Below are 18,422 nucleotides of genomic sequence, written 5' to 3' on the forward strand. Positions count from 1 at the left end.
TCACTCATGCGCTCATCGTTGTTGCGCGTGTTGACCACGGTGGTCATCACGGCCGCGGCGGTCCTCGTGCCGGCGGAGCCCGCGTCCGCGGGAATCTGGCAGCTCACCGACGGGTTCGAGCCCTCGACGAATCCGGCGTCCAGCTGGACGTTGACCGCGAACGGGCATTGCGGCGGGCCCACGTTCGGCGGCCCGTCGAGCACGCCGCGTACGGGGAGCGGCTGGGCCCACATGACGGCCTTCACGGCGCACGGCTGGTGCGCGCTCGGGCGGACCGTTCATCTCACGCCGGTGAGCATCCACCCGGGGGCACGCTGTACCGCCGGAGTCTGGACGGAGCTGTGGGGGAACGAGGCCTCGTTCAACCTTGAGGTGATCGACCCCGACACGTGGACGTACATCGCGCTGAGGTCGATCACCCAGGACTGGGTCCACGGCTGGGAACTCCAGACGGTGAGCTGGACCGCGCAACGCTCCGACGTCGTGCTGCGACTCACCGTGGGACAGCAGCACCCGTACTGGCACGCCGCGGAGGTCGATCTCGACGACGTCGTGGTGCAGTGCGCCTACTGATCGGCTGGGCCGTCCGGCTCGGCCGGCACGCCGAGGACGTCGCGGCGGCGTTCGTCGCCGACGCCCCGGCCGCGCGCGGTACATGATCACCGGACATGGAGGAGACCCCCGAACGGCCGAGGCCGCCGGGGGTCTCATCCGTCGGACCACCCGTCCGAAGAGGTCACCGGCCCGTCAGGACCCCGGGCGGCAGGGGCACCCGCGTTGACACCGGCCCCGACGGGCGTTCGTCCGTGTGACCCATCAGCGCGTGACCCGTCAGCCTGCCGGAGGTCGGGGACGGGTCAGCGTTCGTCTGGTGGGGGTCAGCTCACAGTAGTACCAGTCCCCGGAGTGCCCTTCCCGCCCGGCTCGATGGCGGCAACCTGGGGGTGCCGGGGGTGTAGCGAAACCCGCAGGTGTCGCTGTCGACGAGGCTCCTGGCCGCGCCCCGGCCGCCCGTCGGCGGTGTGACCGACGGCTTGAGGCGCCACTTCCGCCGTTGCGCATCCGCGCACCAGCGATCAGACGGCACAGGGCCGTTCCGGCCGTCAGGTGCTCTCGGTCGGATCGGCCGGACCGGAGTCCTGCCCGCCGTTCTCCTCGGGCGAGGTCTTGTGTCGTGAGGCCGGCACCACGATCTGTTCGGTGTCCTTGTCACGGGTCACCCAGAGATAGACCAGCGCGCCGACGAACAGCACGATCGAGGTCCACTGGTTGATCCGCAGCCCCAGGAGCGTCACCGCGTGGTCCACGCCGCCCACCGGGTCGATCCGCAGCCCCTCGATCCAGAACCGGCCGAACGTGTAGCCGGCGACGTAGAGGGCGAACAGGCGGCCGTGGCGCAGTGTGAACCGCCTGCCGGCCAGGATCAGCGCGAAACCGAGCGCCGCGTCCCACAGCGACTCGTACAGGAACGTCGGGTGGTAGAGCACGCCTGGCTCGCCGCCGTGCGCCTGGTCGATCTCCAGGCCCCACGGCAACGTGGTCGGACTGCCGTACAGCTCCTGGTTGAACCAGTTGCCCCAGCGGGCGATCGCCTGCCCGAACGCGATGCCGGGCGCGACCGTGTCGGCCACGGCGCCCAGGGACAGCCCCCGGCGGCGGCAGGCCAGCCACACGCCCACGCCTCCCAGGGCGACCGCGCCCCAGATGCTGAGCCCGCCCTCCCAGATGAACAGTGCCCGGTAGGGCTCCTTGATCGCGCGCGGGCCGAAGTAGGTCTGCCAGTCGGTGATGACGTGGTAGAGGCGGGCGCCGATCAGGCCGAAGATCACTCCAGGGATCGCGATGTCGCTGATCGCGCCCTTCTCGCCGCCGCGGGCGCGCCAGCGGCGCTCGCTGAGCCAGACACCGAAGACGATCGCGACGATGAAGCACAATGCGTAGGCCCGGATCGGGATGAATCCGAGATACCAGACCCCTTCGGAAGGGCTGGGAATCGAGGCAAGGGGCATGCCGGTGAGGCTAGTCAACGTGAGACCACTTGGCCGTCTTCGCGACCTGATCGCAAGCCTTCCGCGACCGAACAGTGCGCGACGCGGGCTTTCGTGCTCGAAGCGACAGTTCAGGCCCCTTTGAGCGGCTCCCGGCGTCAGACCGAAAACCGGCCTCGGCCAGGTACCAGGCGGTCTCGACATCGGCGGGCGACCACCCCCGGTTCTCACGCCCGCAGAGCGTGCGCGCCCCCTCGCCCACGGCACCTTCACCCCGCGATGAGCGAATCGCTGGACTCAGGCGAAAGCGGCGCGGTGATCGTGTACCCAGGTGGAGAACGTACGGGGTGGACGGCCGAGCACCTGTTCGACCTGCTGGGTGATCCTGGCGTTACCGCCGCGCGCGACCGTTCTGGAGCCGTTGACCACGATCTCGGCGAAGGCTGGATCCAGGCCCGCGGCCAGCAACTGCTCACGGTAGGCCTCCAGCGGCACGTCCGTCGTGAGGGCGCGGCCGAGCCCCTCGCCCAGGATCGCGGCCTGGTCGGGAACGCTCGGCGGTTCGGGCCCGGTCAGCGTGAGCACGCTGCCCGCGTGATCGTCTGACGTCAACGCCCGGCGGCTGGCCGTCAGCGAACGTCATCTGCGTGATCTCATCCGCGACGGCATCGGCGTACCGCCCAAACGCATCGAGCGCATCGCACGCGTGCGCAGGGTGCTGGCCCACGGCGGGACCCACGCCGAGCCCTGGTCGCACCTGGCCGCGACGACCGGCTACTACGACCAGTCCCATATGGGCGCCGAGTTCCGCACCCTGAGGGGAGTGCCCCCCACGGCCTTCTTCGCAGGCCGCCTCCCGTCGCTCCGTCCCTGCTGAGGGGGCCGGCAGGTCCCCGGTCGAGTCCGGACCCCGCCCCCTGACCCGATGATGCGGCCGGCGGAATGCCGTAGGCACGCAAGGGGCCCACGAGGGGAGTCCGGCCGCCCGCCGCACGGCGAGCGGCAGCCACGTGAGCCGCAGCCACGCGAGCCGGAAAGAGCTCGGGCCTCGATGCGCGTCAGGTGTCCCGGTCTCCGTTGAGGACGCGGGTCACCCACTCCAGCGACCCCGTGCGAAGCGCCTCGTCCGCGAGGCGCTTCGCGGACGCCGTCTTCAGCGCGGCGAGTGAGCTGTCGATCCACGGCTGGACGTTCTGGTGCCCCTGCTCGCGGTACTCGACGGCCTGGATCAGGCATTCGAGCTTGTCGGCGTCCCGGGCGCAGACCGCTTCGAGACTGGTCTTCTCCTCGTACTCGCCGACCGCGCCGCTCACCATCTCCGCCACCGGCTCCGGAACCCCGCGCACCTGGTCGGCGGTGACCTCCTCGTTCGGCGCCGCCTTCAGGTACCGCTTGCCGATGTAGGGGATATCGGTGACGCGGGTCTCCTGCGTGTCGTGGAACAGGCTCATGAACGCCGCCCGCTCCGGGTTGCCGCCCTCCAACGCGGTGATCACACTCGCGATGACCGCCGTCCGGAAGGAGTGGTCGGCGATGCTCTCGGGATCCCGTACCCCCGCGACCAGCCAGCCCGTGCGCTTGTAGCGCTTGAGCAGCCCGATCTCGTACAGCAGGCCCGTCAGCCTCGGCAGTTCCTCCGCCATGGAAGTCCCCTCTCCCCCTCGGTGGATCATGCGCCGAGCGTAGATGACCGCCTCCGGTTCTCGTCGGAACCGCGGCGACACGGTGGCCCCGCCGCGCCGGCGGGCTCAACGGCTGAGATCCGCCACCTCGCGGGCCTCGTCGGCCGGATGAGCTCGGTGGTCCACGGCGATCCACCGTCATTCCGCCTTGTCCGGGGCCGTTGTCACCCGGTTGGTCACCCGGTGGTCACCCGGCCCGGAGCGCTTGGCCGTGCTCCAGGTAGACGGTCTCGCCCAGCTCACGAGCGGTCACGGCGGCCTTCACCCTGCGCGCCAAACGTTCGACCAGGAGACCGTCCACATCCTCGATCGGGTGGAAGCCGAATGCGGTCAGCTCGTCGTCAGCGAAGGTGATCAGGCCGAGCGTTTCGGCGTCGAGCACCCCGCCGTCGAAGACGAAGAGGATTTTGTCCCCCTCGTCCGGATGAGGCGCCCAGTCGGCCACCAGGAGACGCCCGATCGGTGGCCGGATGCCCAGCTCCTCGCCGACCTCCCGCTCACACGCCGCGTACGGTGTCTCCCCCGGTTCGACATGGCCTCCCGGGATCTCCAGCTGTTCCCGGTAGGACGGCTGGACCAGCAGGATCCGCCCGGCCTCGTCGAAGAAGAGTGCCCCGGCGGCGGCGCGGGCCTGGGCGAAGGGCGGCTTCTCCTGGTCGCTCATGATCTCGACCATACGGGAATCGGTGCCGTCACACGGCGTGCGGGCGGCGGGTCGGGCCGGTGAACCAAAGCGGCGACCAGGGAAGCGGTGACATCCGTGCTGAGCTGGACGGCGGTGCCGTGGCGACCGTTCGGTGCCTGGCACCGTGACGCAACGCTCCGAGAGCCCTTGGCCGCGAACCGTGCCGGGTGGCCGACGACCTCCGGTAGCGGTTCGCTTCAGGCGACAAATCACGCTCGCCATGGTGACCGGCTAACGACCGTCGTGACCACCTGATCGTTCTCCCCGTCACTCCCCCAAGGGGCGGCAACTCACGATCTTGCGCACGGTTCACCCCCGCTGATCCATTCACCAGCAGGCGCGACGTCCATCTCGGAGCCCCGGCGCCGATGCTGCATGAGGTTCCCCCTGCGGGACGGACGCCTCATTCGGTGGGCGGTCAGCCGACGGATAGAGCGGGCTGAGGCTGGTCGAGCCATTGCTTGTCGAGGCGTACTCCGGTGTGGTGTTCCACCATCGCCATCACCTTGGTCTTGTACCTGGTCGGCGGCCTGTACCGGCCGATACCACGGAGAATCGCGGCCTCTTCTCGCAAGGAGCCGGGGTCGATGCCATGCAGCCAGTCGGGGTTGAAATCGAGCATCTCGGCCAGCACCTTCCCCTGAGCGGCGTAACTGAGCATGCGTCTGCCGGTGAGGTTCCAGGACACATGCCACACGCGGGCGCTCTCGCTGAGCCGCTCCAGGACATGGGGATCTCCGGCATGGCTGAAACCGTCTGCCTCGAAGAGCATCATCGCCGCCCCTGACCGGCCGAGGGAGACGACACCGGAGAAACCCGGTTCGAGTTCGCTGAGTTCGGGATGGCTGTCACCGGTCAGGCGTGTCGCGGCTTCCCGCACAGAAAGTCTCCCCGAGACGGGCAGGATGACGGTCCATGCCATCCCCTCCTCCAGCCATCCGACTTCTTTGATCAAGCGCCTGTAGTGCGTTACCGCGTGCTGGAGATCCATGGGCTCATTGTCGGCCTGTTCACGTCCCCGGTGCGACGGACCGAGTCGGCACGCAGGACTCCGCCAGAGAGGTGCTTTCCACGTGGCCTACCGTGGCTGGTGATGTCCTTGTCGCGTCTGAGATCGTTCACATGGGGACGTTGGCGCGTGGGCGGTGCGCCCGCGACCGGTCGAAGAGACGCAGCGCGGCCGGCGACCGCCCGACGCGCGGCGAGACGCCGCAGGCGGACTGCCTTGCTCCTGTGGTGATACTTGTCGCCGAAAACGGCTCTGGCCCATGTCCTACTTCGGTTGATGCTTGACAGTGCGGCTTCGGTTGATGCTTTACACCCCTTCGGCTGACCTGCCTTCCTGGTGATCGGTGACGATCGCGTGGGGAGGCCCGGGTTGGCGCTGGTGGAGTTGAGCGTCATGGAGCAGCGGTATCGCGCTGTGTTGGAAGTAGAGGCGGGCTGTCCGGTGACCGAGGTCGCGCAGCGCTATGGGGTCTCGCGCCAGTCGGTGCATGCGTGGGTGCGCCGGTATCGGGCCGGTGGGCTGGCGGGGCTGGCTGATCGCTCGCATCGGCCGCGGGAGTGCCCGCATCAGACGAGCGCCTCGGTGGAGGCGCTGGTGTGTGAGCTGCGCCGTTCTCATCCGCGGTGGGGTCCGCAGCGGCTGGCCTATGAGCTGGGGCGACGTGACATCGATCCGGTGCCGTCGCTGGCCACGGTGTATCGGATTTTGGTGCGTAACACGCTGATCGTTCCGGGGCAGCGGCGGCGTCCCAGGTCGTCGTATGTGCGCTGGGAGCGTGAGGCGCCGATGGAGTTGTGGCAGCTGGATGTGATGGGCGGGGTGATGCTGGCTGATGGCCGGGAGTGCAAGTTGATCACCGGTATCGATGATCACTCCCGGTTCGTCGTGATCGCGCAGCTGGTGGTGCGGGCCTCGGGGCGCGCGGTGTGTGCGGCGTTCGCGAACGCGATGCACATCTTCGGAGTGCCAAGTGAGGTGCTGACCGATAACGGTAAGCAGTTCACCGGCCGGTTCACCAAGCCGCGGGCCACCGAGGTGTTGTTCGAGCGGATCTGCCGGGAGAACGGCATCACCGCGCGCAATACCCAGGTGCGCTCACCGACCACGACCGGGAAGATCGAGCGCTGGCATAAGACGGTGCGCGAGGAGTTCCTGGCCGCCCATGAGCCGTTCGCCAGCGTGCGGGCCGCTCAGGATGCGTTGGATGCGTGGGTCGCCGATTACAACACCGTCCGGCCGCATCAGGCGTTGGACATGGCTTCGCCGGCCGGCCGTTTTGCCGCTCGGGTGCGGGGTGGTGAGGCTGCGGTGCAAGAGCTGGCGTTGCGGCTTCCGGCGGATCTGGCCGCGCTGCCGGGCCTTTGTGCGCCGACTGGTGAGGCGTCGGACGCGCTGGTGGCCGAGGCGGTGCCGGTGGCCGTGGAGGTCGACCGTGTGGTGCCGCCGAGCGGCAACCTGACCGCCTGCGGACGACAGGTCTGGCTCGGGCGGGCGCGGGCCGGGCAGCAGGTCACCATCTGGGCCAGCACCACCACCATGTGCGTGTTCCTCGGCGAGGACCTGCTCAAGACGCATCCGGTGACGCTGACCGGCACCGATCTGGGCCGGTTGATGGCCGTCGGCGGGCGAGCGGGCCGACCGGCCCCGGCCATCGCGCTGCCGTCGGGACCTCTGGCGGCTGATGCGGTGGTGGAGGTCGATCGGATGGTCAACAACGCCGGGTGCGTGGGCCTGGCGGGCAAGCTGCTCAGCGTCGGGGTGCCGCTCGCCGGTCAGCGGGTGACATTACGCATCGACGCGCAGACGGTTCAGGTGATCGCTGAGGGGGTGCTGGTGCGCACTAGGCCGAGCCCGTTGACACCCTCGCAGCGAGGCCGGTTGCACGGCGCCCGCCTGGCCCAACGTCCCAACGCCGCCGTCGGCCGCTTCCCGACGGTGGAGCGGGTGGTGGCCGGCAACGGCACCCTCATGGTCGCCGGTTGCAAGGTCCAGGTCGGCCAGGTCCACCGCGGCAAGGTCGTCACCGTCGTCCTTGAAGAGACCCGATTTCGGGTGCTGTTCGAAGGCGAGGAGTTGTCGGAGCACCCTCGAACCATCGTCAAGGAGGTCAACCGGCTGCGAGCAAGCGGCCACATCGACTACAGGATCTAGGCCAGGTGGAAAGCATCACCCGACATCGATCCGTCAATCATCAACTGAAGCTTTACAAACGGCTCTGGCCCAAGACCACCACCGGACACACCGGGTGATCAAGGGCCAGGATCTGGCTGAACCCGCAGTGCTACGCCTCGCCGGAGGTCAGGCCGACCGGGCACGAGACCCCGGTCCCGGCCACCGTGCACTGCCAAGTGGCCGGTGGGCCTCAGACTCCGATGACCTTGACGGTTTTTCCGCAGAGCTTGTACATGTCGTCCTCGTCGGAGGTGAGGACGATCACCGGCTTGACCGCACGCAAGGCGGTGGCAGCCACCACGGCATCGATGGCGTACTTGTGACCGTGCAGCCGAGCCTCGCGAAGAAGCTCGATCGCCCGCACACAGATGTCCTCGGTCACCGGCTCGACCTTCAGCCGGGACAGATGCCATGTGAGGCGATCATTCTTCACTCGGACGTCCTGAGCCTCGATCGGCGTCATCGCGCTGACGACGACTCGGAAGTCGTTGTCCTGGGCCTCGCGCACGATCGCGGTCACCCTCTGATCGGCCTCGCACCACCTGACGAGGCTTTCGCAGTCGAGGACCACGGTGCCCGCGCTCAGCTTGCTTCGTGTGCGCGCCATCCGCCCTCTTCCTGGAGCTCGGGTGCGGATTTCACGCTGCGAAACAGCTCCGCCGCCTCATCGCGCAATCCTTGCGGAATCGGCCCACAGGCGGCCTCGTTCGCCTGAAGTGCCTCCTCCAGGAGATCCCGCTCGATCTGACGTTCAACCGCGGCATCGACATAGGCGGAGAACCCGCGCGCTCCAACGCGTTCCCTGACCGCCCGGATGTTCCCCGCGCGCAAGGAGACACTCACCTTGGCCGCCGGGCCGTCCCCCGGGGCGAACTCCCGCTCAGGCACACTCATGCAGTCAGTTTACTACTTCAAGTAGCAAATGGCTGGGAAGTTCACCACTCACTTGGATCGAGCGGTCGAGCTCTACTCCTCTGCGGGAACCAAGCCCCTCCGGCAAACGCCCCACTCGGATGGATCACCTGGATTGACGTTGGTGCCGCAGTAACGTTCAGTGCATTTGCACCATGAGGGAACCCTCCGCGAGAGTCTCCGGTCACGAACCGACGCCGGGTAGCCGACGACCTTCGCAAATTGTGTGCCCGGCAGGCGCTTCCACCCCCTGGGCTGGTCACCTGTCCGCGCCCTGTGTCAGAGTGACCGGCATGCTCGCGATCACCGTACTGACAGAGGACGGTCACCGGCACGTCCGGGCAAGCGCTGGGAAACTCGCCGAACTGGTCAACCGGCTGGGCGGTCAGAACGATAGGTTCCTGGTCATCCAGCGGATTCCCGACCTACCCGAAGTCTTCATCCAGGTATGGCACGAGGATGAAGGCGACTATGAGCTGGAACACCGCGACGGGGCATCCGACCGGCACTTCCAGGCGGTAGTCGACAGGCCCGAGTCGGTGATCGCGGCCATGACCCGCTGGGCTCGCCTTGAAGACGAATGGGGCTCCGGCCTGAATTGGACCCCGCTGGACCTGGGCCTCCCCGAACCTCCACCGTCTCTCGAACTTGACGAGGACGAGCGCAAGGAGCTCGATGCGCGCATCCGTGAAGTGATCGTGGGCGGTTACGCGACACGGGCACAACTGGCCGAGATCGCACAGGACTATCTCGTGTCAGGAGACCGCCGACCGGTCTCTCCCGAACAGGCACGCCGGTTAGTGGACCGAATGTGGCTGGAGCGCGTCGATGCGCAGCGTGACCCGCTGCGCATCGACGCGCAGACGGTCCGGGTGATCGCCGAGGGGGTGCTGGTGCGCACCAGGCCGAGCCCGTTGACGCCCTCGCAGCGGGGCCGGTTGCATGGCGCCCGCCTGGCCCAAAGCCCCAACGCCGCCGTCGGCCGCTTCCCGAAGGTGCAGCGGGTGGTGGCCGGCAACGGCACCCTCATGGTCGCCGGCTGCAAGGTCCAGGTCGGCCAGGTCCACCGCGGCAAGGTCGTCACCGTCGCCCTTGAAGAGACCCGATTCCGGGTGCTGTTCGAAGGCGAGGAGCTGTCGGAGCGCCCTCGAACCGTCATCAAGGAGGTCAACCGGCTGCGAGCAAGCGGCCACATCGACTACAGGATCTAGGCCAGGTGGAAAGCATCACCCGACACCAATCCGTCAATCATCAACTGAAGCTTTACAAACGGCTCTGACCCAAGATCGACACCGGATGTTCCGGGTGATCAAGGGCCAGGATCTGGTTAAATCCGCAGGTCTACGCCTCGCCGGAGGTCAGGCCGACCGGGCACGAGACTCCGGTGCCGCCGATCCCGCAGTAGCCGTTAACGTTGCGGTGAAGGTACTGCTGGTGATACTCCTCGGCGAAGTAGTACTCCCCCGCCGGGGCGATCTCGGTGGTGATGGGGGCGTAGCCCGACTCGGTGAGCACCTTCTGGTAGGCGTCACGCGAGGTGAGGGCCGACTTCTCCTGCTCGGGTGAGTGGAAGTAGATCGCCGAGCGGTACTGCGTGCCGACATCGTTGCCCTGGCGCATGCCCTGGGTGGGGTTGTGGGCCTCCCAGAAGACGCGCAGCAGCTCCTCGTACGACACCTTGGCGGGGTCGAAGACGACGCGGACGAGCTCGGTGTGACCGGTCTGGCCGGTGCAGACCTCCTCGTAGGTCGGGTTCTGGGTGTAGCCACCCGCGTAGCCGACCGAGGTGGTGATCACGCCCGGGGTCTGCCAGAAGATGCGCTCGGCGCCCCAGAAACAGCCGAGGCCGAAGTCGGCGATCTCGCTTCCCTCGGGGTACGGCGGAGCGAGCGGGGCGTCGAGGACCGCGTGGCGGCCGGGTGTCGTGATCCGCGTGGGGCGGCCCGGGAGCGCGTTCTCCGGGGACACCATCGTCGTCTTGTCCTTGCCGAACAACCAGCCCATTGTGAACCTCCTCCTGACACGTTCTCACCAGGAGGCAACCGTCGGCGACCTTCCCGTGTTCCCGTAAGCTCCGCTTAACAGAGTGGAAAGTACTACTAAATTGTATTAAATCAAGTAAGCAGCGAAGATAGGCATCATGCCTGAAACGCGCCGTGGAGTCCTGTACGGCATCGCCGCCTACAGCATGTGGGGCCTGTTCCCGCTGTACTGGCCGCTCCTGAAGCCCTCGGCCGCCCTGGAGATCCTGGCGCACCGGATCGCGTGGTCCCTGGTCGCCGTCGTCGCCATCCTGGCGGTACGGCGCCACTGGTCCTGGTTCCGTGAGCTCCTGCGCACCCCCCGGAAGCTCGGCCTCCTCGTCCTGGCGGCGGTGATCATCACGGTCAACTGGGGCGTCTACATCTACGCCGTCAACAGCGGGCACGTGGTCGAGGGCGCGCTCGGCTACTTCATCAACCCGCTGGTCAGCGTGCTCTTCGGGGTGCTCCTGCTGAAGGAGCGGCTGCGGCGGTGGCAGTGGGCCGCGGTGGGGCTGGGCGCGGTGGCGGTGGTCATCCTGGCCGTCGACTACGGGCGTCCGCCGTGGATCGCGCTGGTGCTGGCCGTCAGCTTCGGCACGTACGGGCTGGTCAAGAAGATCGCCGGGGTGGGCTCGGTGGAGAGCATGACGGTCGAGACGCTGGTGCTGCTGCCGCCCGCGCTGGCCTACCTGCTCTATCTGGGGCAGCAGGGGACGAGCACGTTCGGCAACGCGGGGGCGGGCCACGCGTTCCTGCTGGCCGGGGCCGGTGTGGTCACCGCCGTCCCGCTGCTCTGCTTCACCGCCTCCGCGATCCGGATACCGCTCACCACGATCGGCCTGCTGCAGTACATCGCCCCGATACTGCAGTTCCTGTGCGGGGTGTTCGTCATGCGGGAGGTCATGCCGCCCAGCCGCTGGCTGGGGTTCGGCGTCATCTGGCTGGCATTGTCGGTCTTCACCTGGGACAGCCTCCGGACGGCCGCCCAGGCCCGCCGGGCGGCTCCCGAACCCGTTCCAGTGCGAGAACCCGCATAAGCCCATACAAACCTGCGTAAGCCACGTAGGAGGCCGTGGCGCCAGGACGAGCCGGGAGGGTCAGGAGCCGCGTACGGCGAGGACCAGCGGGGTGAGATCCGGGTCGACGCCGGCCTGCTCCAGGGCGGCGGCGAGGGAGCGCTCGTAGGTGGGGGTGGCCCCGGCCAGGCGGGCCCGTCCCTCGTCGGTGATCACCGAGTAGACGCCGCGGCGGTCGTCCGAGCAGAGGTCGCGGCGGGTCATCCCGGCCTCCTCGAGGCGGGCGACGAGACGGGTCACCGAGCTCTGGTTGAGCCCCACGGCCTCGGCGAGCTCCTGCATGCGCATGCAGCCGCCGGGAACGGTGGCGAGCCGCCCCAGCGCGCGGTACTCCGACAGGCCGAGGCCGTGTCCGCGCTGGAGTGCCTTGGCCAACTCCGCCTCCACGCGCGCGTGCAAGAGGGCGAAACGGTCCCACGACATGGTGATTCCTCCTGGAGTGTTCTGTCGGCAGGAGTCTACATGCACGTACAATATTTGCTTGGACATGCAAGGAACATCGTGGAAGACGTACGAAAAAACCCGGCCCGGCCGGGTGGGCGAGCCGGCTGACGACCGTGCACGGGCGAGGTGACGACCGTGCCCGCGGTGGCCGGCCCGAACGCTTCACGACGTGGTCGCACAGTGTCAGGTTAACGGGACCAGGTCAACGGGACCGGTTCGGGCCGGCGGGACAGGCCGGACCACTCCGCGAGGTGAGCACCTCCGAAAGCCACCGAACCGCCCCACCACGTGGTCGCACCCACCCGGCGGGCCGAACCCCGCCGGGCACCGGGCAGGCGGTGGTCAGCCGGAACGCTCCACCACGTAGTCGCACAACGCCAGGTAGGCGGCGCGGGCCGGGATGTCGGGGAGGCCGGCCAGGGCCTCACGGGCACGGTCGGCCCAGGCGAGCAGCTCGGCGCGGGCGCGCTCCATGGCCGGGTCGGCACGGAGCAGGCGCAGGGTCTCCTCGACGTCCTCCTCCGCCACCGGACCGGCCAGCAGCTCGCGCAGGCGGGCGCCCTCGGGGGCGTCCGAGGCGAGGACGTAGAGCACCGGCAGCGTCCGGATGCCCTCGCGCAGGTCGGTTCCGGGGGTCTTGCCCGACTCGACGGCCTCGGAGGCGACGTCCAGCAGGTCGTCGCTGAGCTGCCACGCGACGCCGATCGCCTCGCAGGCCCGGGTCAGCCGCTCGACCACCTCGGGCGAGGCGCCGCTGAGCAGCGCGCCGAACCGGCCTGAGGTGGCGATCAGCGAACCGGTCTTGTCGGCCAGCACCCCGATGTAGTGGGCCACCGGGTCGTCGCCGGGGCGGGGGCCGATGGTCTCGCGGATCTGGCCGCGCACCAGGCGGGAGAACGTCTGGGCCTGGATCCTGATGATGTCGGAGCCGAGGTCCGCGAGGATCTCCGACGCCTGGGCGAACAGGTAGTCGCCGGTCAGGATGGCCACGGTGTTGTCCCAGCGGGCGTTCGCCGACTGGGAGCCCCGGCGGACCGGGGCCTCGTCCATCACGTCGTCGTGGTAGAGGGTCGCCAGGTGGGTCAGCTCGATCACCACGGCCCCGGGCACCACGCCCGCGGCCTCCGGCGCGCCGAACTGGGCGGCGAGCAGGACCAGCATCGCCCGGAACCGCTTGCCGCCGGCCTCGATGAGGTGCTTGGACGCCTCCGTGACGAAGGCGTCGTCGCTCTGCACCGAGGACCGCAGCAGCTTCTCGACCGCTGCCAGTCCGTTTGCGAGGTCCTGCGCCAGCCGCTCGTCGACGAAAGGAAGATCAACAACCGGTGGCGCAGCCATGAAACGTTACTCCTCTAGCGAATGAACAACGCGGACGCAGCCTGATCCGCGAGATCGAGCACCGGCTGCGGGAAAATCCCCAGCACTACCGTAGCCGCTGCCGCGAGGGCGACCACAGCCGAGGTGCCCACCGTGGGAGCCGCGATGGACGGCCCGTCGGCGGAGGGCTCGCTGAAGAACATCAGCACGATGACGCGGACGTAGAAGAACGCCGCGATCGCCGAGCTGACCACGCCCACGACGACGAGCGGCAGGGCGTCCCCGGCGACGGCCGCCGAGAAGACGGCGTATTTGCCGAAGAAGCCGCTCGTGAGCGGGATGCCGGCGAAGGCGAGCAGGAAGAGGGCGAAGATGCCCGCCAGGACCGGGGAGCGCTTGCCCAGGCCGGCCCACCGGGACAGGTGCCCGGCCTCGCCTCCGGCGTCGCGGACCATGGTGACGACCGCGAAGGCGCCGACCGTGGTGAAGCCGTACGCGGCCAGGTAGAACAGGATGGCCGACAGGGCCTGGGCGTTCTGCTCGGCGGCGCCGACCGCGACGATGCCGGTGAGCAGGAAGCCCGCGTGCGCGATCGAGGAGTAGGCGAGCATGCGCTTGATCTCGGTCTGGGTGATGGCCAGGATCGCGCCGACGATCATCGTCAGGATCGCGACGCCCCACATGACCGGCTTCCAGTTCCATTCGAGTCCGCCCAGAGCCACCCAAAAGACCCTGAGGACGGCTCCGAAGGCCGCGACGAGCACGGTGGAGGCCATCAGGGCGGTGACCGCGGTGGGCGCGCCCTGGTAGACGTCAGGCTTCCACGCCTGGAACGGCGCGGCTCCGATCTTGAAGAGCAGGCCGATGCCGAGCATCGCGGTGCCGATCAGCAGCAGGGTCTCCTGGCCGCTGACCGCGCTGAGCGAGGCGCTGATGGCCCGCAGGTCCACCGACCCGGCGTAACCGTAGATCAGGGCCATCCCGTACAGGAAGAAGGCCGAGGAGAACGCGCCGAGCAGGAAGTACTTGACCGAGGCCTCCTGCGAGAGCAGGCGGCGACGGCGGGCCAGGCCGCAGAGCAGGTACAGCGGCAGGGACATGACCTCAAGGCCGACGAACATGATCAGCAGGTCGTTGGCGGAGGCGAAGAGCAACATGCCGCCGACCGAGAACAGCAGCAGCGGGTAGACCTCGGTCTGGGCGTACCCGCTGAGGATCGCCTCCTCCTCGTCGGGGCTTCCCGGCACCGCCGCCGCCTGCGCGACGAACTGCTCCTCGTCGTTGATCAGGAGCGTGCTGACCAGGGCGAGCACCAGGATGACGCCCCAGATGAACAGGGAGGGGCCGTCGACCGCGACCGAGCCCATCGCCGCCGGGGCGTCCGGCAGGCCGTTGACCGCGTTGAGCACGGTCATCAGGAACGCGCCGACCAGGGCCAGCAGCGTGAGCGGCATGTGGATCGACTTGCGCAGGTAACGGGGCGCGAACGCCTCGATCAGCACGCCGATGATGGCCGCGCCGAACACGAGCAGCATCGGCGAGAGCAGCGCGTACTCGATTGTCGGGGGTTGGATGATGGCGTCGTTCACTGCCCGGCCCCCTTCTGGTCCGCCACGGCGGGTTTGGGCTGTTCGAGGTTGATACTGCTGAGCGTCTTGTCCACCGCCGGATTGATCACGTCGAGCACCGGCTTGGGGTAGAAGCCCAGGACGAGGAGCACCGCGACCAGCGGGGCCACCACGAAGATCTCACGCAGGTTGAGGTCGGGCAGACCCAGCGCCGGCTTCTTCGAGGAGACGGGCTCCTTCGGGGAGTCGGGCAGCACGTGCGCCGCCTCCTCGGGAGAACCGGGCACGGCGTACGCCGGCTCCTTCGGGGCGCCGGTCATCATGCGCTGGTACATCCACAGGACGTAGACGGCCGCCAGGACGACGCCGCTGGTCGCGATGATCGCCGGGACCGGGTAGCGCTGGTAGGTGCCGAGCAGCACCATGAACTCACTGACGAACGTGGACAGACCCGGCAGGGAGAGCCCCGACAGGCCGGCGATCAGGAAGGTGCCCGCGAGCAGCGGGGCGACCTTCTGCACGCCTCCGTAGTCGGCGATCCGGCTGGAACCCCGGCGGTAGATCAGGAAGCCGGCGATCAGGAACAGCGCGCCGGTCGAGAAGCCGTGGTTGACCATGTAGAGGGTGGCGCCCGCGCCCGCGTTCGAGGTCATCGCGAAGACGCCCAGCGCGATGAAGCCGAAGTGCGAGATCGAGGTGTAGGCGATCAGGCGCTTCATGTCGGTCTGGCCGATGGCCACGATCGCGCCGTAGACGATGCCCACGACCGCCAGCACGATCACCAGCGGGGTGAAGAACTTCGACGCCTCGGGGAACAGCTCCAGGCAGAAGCGCAGCATCCCGTACGTGCCGACCTTGTCCAGCACGCCCACCAGCAGCACCGCGGCGCCGGCCGGGGCCTGCGCGGCGGCGTCGGGCAGCCAGGTGTGGAACGGCCACAGCGGCGCCTTCACCGCGAACGCGATGAAGAAGCCCGCGAAGAGCCACTTCTGCGTCGTCGGGTCCTGAACGGCCGCGATGAGCTCGGGGAACATGAAGGTGTTCTTCCCGGCGACCACGTAGAGCGCGATCACCGCGACCAGCATGAGCAGGCCGCCGAAGAGCGAGTACAGCAGGAACTTCACGGCCGCGTAGGACCGCTGCGCTCCGCCGTACGACCCGATCATGAAGTACATCGGGATGAGCATGGCTTCGAAGAAGACGTAGAAGAGGAAGACGTCGGTCGCCGCGAAGACGCCGATCATCATCGCTTCCAGCACCAGCAGCAGCGCGAAGTAGGTCTTCACCGACCGCTTGGGCGGGGCCGCGGCCCCGGAGCCGTCGGCGTCGTGCCAGGACGCGAGGATCACGATCGGCACGAGGACCGCCGACAGCGCGATCAGCACCAGGGCGATGCCGTCGACGCCGACGCCGTAGTGGACGCCGAAACGCGGGATCCAGTCGTAGACCTCGGCGAACTGGAAGCGCGTCCCGGAGGCCGGATCGAACTGGACCGCGAGAACGACGGTCAGCGCGAGCACGACCAGCGAGACCACCAGGGCCAGCTGCTTGGCGAGCTTGTCACTCTTGACAAGGGAGACACCCACCGCGCCCAGAACGGGCACGGCCATCAGGGTCGAGAGCCAGGGCATCACATGTTCCCTACGTAGAGCAGCGCGCCAACGACCACGGCGGCACCGAAGAGGATGGACAACGCGTAGGACCGCACGTAGCCGGTCTGGATGCGACGCAGCCGCCCGGAGGTCCCGCCGATCCCCGCCGCCAGGCCGTTGACCAGGCCGTCGATGCCGCGGTTGTCGAAGAACACCGCGATGCGGGCCAGCCACTGGCCGGGGCGCATGAACAGCGCCTCGTTCAGCGCGTCGCCGTACAGGTCACGGCGGGCGAAGGTGGTGAGGAACGAGCCGCGCGGGGCGACCGCGGGCACCTCGGCGGCACCGTAGCGGAACCAGGCGAGGACGACGCCGACGGCGACCAGCGCGAGCGTGGCCAGGCCGGGGACGCTGAAGGGGTGGAAGCCGGGGAGCTCCTCGGGCAGGCCGACCGCCGGGGCGAGGAACTTCATGAACCGGTTGTCCAGGACCAGGAAGGCGCCCAGGCCGATCGAGCCGATCGAGAGCAGGATGAGCGGCACGGTCATCACCGAGGGCGACTCGTGCGGGTGCGCGTCGTCGGCCCAGCGCTTCTTGCCGAAGAAGGTCATGAAGACCATCCGCGACATGTAGAAGCCGGTGATTCCGGCGCCCACGACCGCGAGCCAGCCCAGGATCTGGTTGTGCTCCATCGCCGTCTCGATGATGCCGTCCTTGGTGAAGTAACCGGACAGCAGCGGGAAGCCGATGATCGCGAGGTAGCCGACGATGAAGGTGGCCGCGGTGACCTTCATCACCGAGAACAGCCCGCCGTACTTGCGCATGTCGACCTCGTCGTTCATGGCGTGCATGACCGAGCCCGCCCCGAGGAACATGTTGGCCTTGAAGAAGCCGTGCCCGATCAGGTGCGCGATGGCGAAGGCGTAGCCGACCGGGCCGAGGCCCGCGCCGAGCATCATGTAGCCGATCTGCGACATCGTCGAGCCCGCGAGGCCCTTCTTGATGTCGTCCTTGGCGCAACCGATGATCGCACCGGCGAGCAGCGTGGCCACGCCGACGATCGTCACGACGAGCTGCGCGGTCGGGGCCGCCTCGAAGAACGCGCCCGAGCGGACGACCAGGTAGACGCCCGCGGTGACCATGGTCGCGGCGTGGATGAGGGCCGAGACCGGGGTCGGGCCCTCCATCGCGTCCAGCAGCCACGACTGCAGCGGCAGCTGGGCAGACTTGCCGCAGGCGCCCAGGAGCAGCAGCAGGCCGATCGCGGTGATCGTGCCCTGCGAGGCGCCGCCGGAGGAGATCGCGCCGCTCACGGTCTCGCCGGACAGCTCGCCGAAGGCGACCGTGCCGAACGTCGTGAAGACCGTGAAGATCGCGATCAGCAGGCCGAAGTCACCGACGCGGTTGACGATGAAGGCCTTCTTCGCCGCGGCCGCCGCCGAGGGCTTGAACTGCCAGAACCCGATGAGCAGGTACGAGGCCAGGCCCACGCCCTCCCAGCCGATGAACAGGGCGACGTAGTTGTCGGCCAGCACCAGCAGGAGCATCGCCGCGACGAACAGGTTCAGGTACGCGAAGAACCTGCGCCGGTCGACGTCGTGCGACATGTAGCCGATCGAGTAGATGTGGATCAGCGATCCCACACCGGTGATCAGCAGGGCGAAGCTGATCGACAGCGGGTCGATCAGCAGCCCCATGTCGGCGACGCCGGGGATGAACTGGTAGAGCGCGACACCCTGCCGGCGCTGGGCCTCGGGCAGGCCGAGGATCTCGGCGAAGGCCGCGACCGCCACCACGAAGGCGCCCAGCGACATCGCGACGCCGAGGAGGTGACCCCAGCGGTCGGTGCGGCGCCCGCCCAGCAGCAGGACCGCGGCGCCGAGCAGCGGGAGTGCGATCATGAGCCAGGAGACTCCGATCACGCCCCCGGAATGCTGGATGATCTCAGCGGGT

At 68.4% G+C, this 18,422-nt stretch carries 18 protein-coding genes; 5 read left to right on the forward strand and 13 right to left on the reverse strand.

The genetic code is table 11. From position 1 onward, the window contains the following. The first annotated feature begins 6 nt into the window (after nt 1–6). Nucleotides 7–573, forward strand: a complete 567-nt coding sequence (locus ACFFRH_RS05070) for a hypothetical protein (protein ID WP_344748940.1) — start codon at nt 7–9, stop codon at nt 571–573. Between the two features lie 530 nt (nt 574–1,103). Here the strand turns inward: ACFFRH_RS05070 and lgt are convergent. Beyond that, complete coding sequence (gene lgt / locus ACFFRH_RS05075; protein ID WP_386154596.1) at nt 1,104–2,009, reverse strand: prolipoprotein diacylglyceryl transferase; 906 nt, start codon at nt 2,007–2,009, stop codon at nt 1,104–1,106. A 276-nt stretch (nt 2,010–2,285) separates the two neighbouring features. Further along, nucleotides 2,286–2,600 carry a Rossmann-fold NAD(P)-binding domain-containing protein gene (locus ACFFRH_RS05080; RefSeq protein ID WP_386154599.1) on the reverse strand — a complete coding sequence of 105 codons (315 nt, stop codon included), beginning with the start codon at nt 2,598–2,600 and terminating at the stop codon, nt 2,286–2,288. Nucleotides 2,601–2,610: 10 nt separating this feature from the next. On the opposite strand from ACFFRH_RS05080, the gene ACFFRH_RS05085 reads away from it, so the two are divergent. Continuing rightward, a complete protein-coding gene (locus tag ACFFRH_RS05085) occupies nt 2,611–2,865 on the forward strand; it encodes a helix-turn-helix domain-containing protein (protein WP_344748951.1) in 255 nt (84 codons plus the stop codon). 181 nt (nt 2,866–3,046) lie between these two features. Here the strand turns inward: ACFFRH_RS05085 and ACFFRH_RS05090 are convergent, their stop codons facing one another. The 3 genes from ACFFRH_RS05090 to ACFFRH_RS05100 all read right to left on the reverse strand — a co-directional run bounded on the left by ACFFRH_RS05090 (nt 3,047) and on the right by ACFFRH_RS05100 (nt 5,346). Further along, complete coding sequence (locus ACFFRH_RS05090) at nt 3,047–3,631, reverse strand: HD domain-containing protein (RefSeq protein ID WP_344748943.1); 585 nt, start codon at nt 3,629–3,631, stop codon at nt 3,047–3,049. A 226-nt stretch (nt 3,632–3,857) separates the two neighbouring features. After that, a complete protein-coding gene (locus ACFFRH_RS05095; protein WP_386154602.1) occupies nt 3,858–4,334 on the reverse strand; it encodes an NUDIX domain-containing protein in 477 nt (158 codons plus the stop codon). 439 nt (nt 4,335–4,773) lie between these two features. Continuing rightward, nucleotides 4,774–5,346: a hypothetical protein gene (locus tag ACFFRH_RS05100; RefSeq protein WP_344748946.1), complete on the reverse strand. Its 573-nt coding sequence runs from the start codon at nt 5,344–5,346 to the stop codon at nt 4,774–4,776. Nucleotides 5,347–5,748: 402 nt separating this feature from the next. Between ACFFRH_RS05100 and ACFFRH_RS05105 the strand changes: the two genes are divergently transcribed. Next, nucleotides 5,749–7,515, forward strand: coding sequence for an IS481 family transposase (locus tag ACFFRH_RS05105; RefSeq protein ID WP_386155056.1), 1,767 nt, complete (start codon nt 5,749–5,751; stop codon nt 7,513–7,515). Between the two features lie 211 nt (nt 7,516–7,726). Here ACFFRH_RS05105 and ACFFRH_RS05110 read toward each other — a convergent pair whose 3' ends face one another. Together ACFFRH_RS05110 and ACFFRH_RS05115 are read right to left on the reverse strand one after the other, a co-directional pair. After that, nucleotides 7,727–8,143 carry a PIN domain-containing protein gene (locus ACFFRH_RS05110; protein WP_344748947.1) on the reverse strand — a complete coding sequence of 139 codons (417 nt, stop codon included), beginning with the start codon at nt 8,141–8,143 and terminating at the stop codon, nt 7,727–7,729. After that, nucleotides 8,119–8,430 carry a hypothetical protein gene (locus ACFFRH_RS05115; RefSeq protein WP_344748948.1) on the reverse strand — a complete coding sequence of 104 codons (312 nt, stop codon included), beginning with the start codon at nt 8,428–8,430 and terminating at the stop codon, nt 8,119–8,121. Before ACFFRH_RS05115 ends, ACFFRH_RS05110 begins: the two co-directional genes overlap by 25 nt. Nucleotides 8,431–8,741: 311 nt before the next feature. On the opposite strand from ACFFRH_RS05115, the gene ACFFRH_RS05120 reads away from it, so the two are divergent. After that, the gene (locus ACFFRH_RS05120) at nt 8,742–9,659 is read left to right on the forward strand and encodes a hypothetical protein (RefSeq protein ID WP_344748949.1); all 918 of its coding nucleotides are present in this window, start codon (nt 8,742–8,744) and stop codon (nt 9,657–9,659) included. A gap of 130 nt (nt 9,660–9,789) precedes the next feature. Here the strand turns inward: ACFFRH_RS05120 and msrA are convergent, their stop codons facing one another. Further along, nucleotides 9,790–10,452, reverse strand: a complete 663-nt coding sequence (gene msrA / locus ACFFRH_RS05125) for a peptide-methionine (S)-S-oxide reductase MsrA (RefSeq protein WP_344747299.1) — start codon at nt 10,450–10,452, stop codon at nt 9,790–9,792. A gap of 136 nt (nt 10,453–10,588) precedes the next feature. Between msrA and rarD the strand changes: the two genes are divergently transcribed. Beyond that, complete coding sequence (rarD, locus tag ACFFRH_RS05130; RefSeq protein ID WP_344747301.1) at nt 10,589–11,509, forward strand: EamA family transporter RarD; 921 nt, start codon at nt 10,589–10,591, stop codon at nt 11,507–11,509. A 60-nt stretch (nt 11,510–11,569) separates the two neighbouring features. On the opposite strand, the gene ACFFRH_RS05135 is transcribed toward rarD, so the two are convergent. The 5 genes from ACFFRH_RS05135 to nuoL form a co-directional block, all read right to left on the reverse strand. Then, on the reverse strand, nt 11,570–11,971 hold the full coding sequence (locus tag ACFFRH_RS05135) for a MarR family winged helix-turn-helix transcriptional regulator (RefSeq protein WP_344747302.1): 402 nt from the start codon (nt 11,969–11,971) through the stop codon (nt 11,570–11,572). A 363-nt stretch (nt 11,972–12,334) separates the two neighbouring features. Further along, on the reverse strand, nt 12,335–13,330 hold the full coding sequence (locus tag ACFFRH_RS05140; RefSeq protein WP_344747303.1) for a polyprenyl synthetase family protein: 996 nt from the start codon (nt 13,328–13,330) through the stop codon (nt 12,335–12,337). 14 nt (nt 13,331–13,344) lie between these two features. Then, on the reverse strand, nt 13,345–14,898 hold the full coding sequence (gene nuoN, locus ACFFRH_RS05145; RefSeq protein ID WP_344747304.1) for an NADH-quinone oxidoreductase subunit NuoN: 1,554 nt from the start codon (nt 14,896–14,898) through the stop codon (nt 13,345–13,347). Further along, the gene (locus tag ACFFRH_RS05150) at nt 14,895–16,508 is read right to left on the reverse strand and encodes an NADH-quinone oxidoreductase subunit M (RefSeq protein ID WP_344747305.1); all 1,614 of its coding nucleotides are present in this window, start codon (nt 16,506–16,508) and stop codon (nt 14,895–14,897) included. Before ACFFRH_RS05150 ends, nuoN begins: the two co-directional genes overlap by 4 nt. Continuing rightward, nucleotides 16,508–18,370: an NADH-quinone oxidoreductase subunit L gene (gene nuoL / locus ACFFRH_RS05155; protein ID WP_344747361.1), complete on the reverse strand. Its 1,863-nt coding sequence runs from the start codon at nt 18,368–18,370 to the stop codon at nt 16,508–16,510. Before nuoL ends, ACFFRH_RS05150 begins: the two co-directional genes overlap by 1 nt. Nucleotides 18,371–18,422: the final 52 nt, after the last annotated feature.

Origin of the sequence: Streptosporangium vulgare (genome assembly GCF_042428775.1) — a bacterium.
Lineage (GTDB): Bacteria > Actinomycetota > Actinomycetes > Streptosporangiales > Streptosporangiaceae > Streptosporangium > Streptosporangium vulgare.